Genomic DNA, 1958 nt, shown 5'->3' with positions numbered 1-1958 from the left:
CAGGCGGCGGTGGTCGCGCGTGCGGGGCAGGCGGGTGCGACCGCTCTGGTCGCGTACGTCGTCCCGGCCTCCGGTGCGGATCGGGCGGAACTACCCGGTCTCGTGCGGGAGTTCGTTGGTGGGAAGCTGCCGGCGTACATGGTGCCGGCAGCGGTGGTGGTGCTGGACGCGCTGCCGTTGACGGTGAACGGCAAACTCGACCGCAAGGCCCTGCCGGCCCCCGACTTCACCGTGGTGGCGGGCACCGGCCGGGAGCCGTCCACCCCACAGGAAGAACTCCTCTGCAAGGCGTTCGCCCAGGTGCTGGGTGTGGAGCGGGTCAGCGTCGATGACGACTTCTTCGCCCTCGGCGGCCACTCACTGCTAGCGATCCGCCTGATCAGCAGGATCAGGGCGCTCGCCGGCGTCGAGCTGGAGATTGCAGCGCTGTTCGACACGCCGACCGTGGCCGGCCTTGCACAGCACCTTGGAAATGAGAAGTCCACCAGGCCGACTTTGCGGCCGATGCGCACCCAGGAGGAGTCCTGATGATTCCCTTGTCCTTTGCCCAGCGTCGGTTGTGGTTCATCAGCCAGTTGGACGGCCCGAGCGCCACGTACAACATCCCCGTCGTCCTGCCCCTGCCGGGTCAGGTCGACACGGCGGCGCTGAACGCCGCCCTGCGGGATGTGCTCGGGCGGCACGAGGTGCTGCGTACCGTGTACGAGGTGGCGGAGGGCGAGCCGTACCAGCGCATCGTCAAGCTCGACGAACTGGAGTGGGAACTATCCGTCGTCCAGGTGGCGCCAGCCGACCTGACTGACGCCATCGCCGGGGCCGAGGGCTACCCCTTCGACCTCGCGACGGAAGTGCCGATCCGCGCCTGGCTGTTCCAGGCGGGACCGGACCAGCAGGTCCTCGTGGTGACGACCCATCACATAGCCAGCGACGGATGGTCGGCCGGCCCGCTGGCGCGGGACGTCTCCACGGCCTACGAGGCTCGGTCTCTCGGCCGGGCCCCCGAGTGGGAGCCGCTGCCGGTGCAGTACGCCGACTATGCGCTGTGGCAGCGTGAGCTGCTCGGTGACGAGACGGATCCCCATAGTGTGATCTCTCGGCAGATCGCCTACTGGAAGGAAACCCTGGCGCACGTACCGGAGGAACTGGAGCTCCCCTTCGACCGTTCGCGACCCGCAGTTGCGAGCTACCGCGGCCACAGCGTGCCGCTCGAGGTGCCGGCCGACCTGCATGCCAAGCTGGTCCAGGTCGCACGCGCCGAGGGTATGACCACCTTCATGGTGTTGCAGGCCGCCCTGGCGCTCCTGCTGTCCCGGCTCGGTGCGGGCCACGACATCCCGGTCGGTACGGCCGTCGCAGGACGTACCGATGAGGCACTGGACGACCTGGTCGGCTTCTTCGTCAACACCCTGGTTCTTCGGACCGATCTGACGGGAAACCCGACCATCCGCGAACTGCTCGCCCAGATACGGAAGTCGGGCCTGGCGGCGTTCAAGCACCAGGACGTGCCGTTCGAGCGGCTGGTCGAGGAGCTCGCCCCGGCGCGCTCCCTGGCCAGGCATCCGCTGTTCCAGGTGATGCTGACCGTTCAGAACACGGTGCGCTCCGTACCGGACCCGTCGCAGGCATCGGTTGCCGGAGCGCCGACGGGCGCCGCGGCCGGGCCGCGCGTCGCGAAGTTCGACCTGGAGGTCACCGCGTTCGAGGTATACGACGCCCAAGGGGCTCCGGCCGGTCTGCGCGGAGCGGTGACCGTGGCCGCCGACTTGTTCGACGTCGCGACGGCCGAACGGATCGCAGGCTGGCTGGTTCGGACCCTGGCGGCGCTGACCCGGGATCCGCAGGCACGCATCGACGCGGTGGATCTCCTGGGTGTGGAGGAGCGGCGTTTGGTGGTGGAGGGGTGGAACGATACGTCGGTGGGGGTTCCGGCGGGGTTGTTGCCGGAGTTGTTCGAGGCT

At 68.8% G+C, this 1958-nt stretch carries 2 protein-coding genes; both read left to right on the top strand.

The features are described 5' to 3' along the window. The coding region (locus AC0693_RS38735) for a phosphopantetheine-binding protein (RefSeq protein ID WP_478804628.1) at window positions 1–528 on the top strand (528 nt) is incomplete at its 5' end. Continuing rightward, window positions 528–1958: condensation domain-containing protein (locus tag AC0693_RS38730; protein WP_478804627.1), on the top strand; the 1431-nt coding region annotated here is incomplete at its 3' end. The genes AC0693_RS38735 and AC0693_RS38730, both read left to right, overlap by 1 nt.

The sequence above is a fragment of the Streptomyces sp. NPDC043876 genome (genome assembly GCF_056435825.1).
Note: the sequence above shows the minus strand (reverse complement) of the source record. Positions and strands in the feature narration are given on the sequence as shown.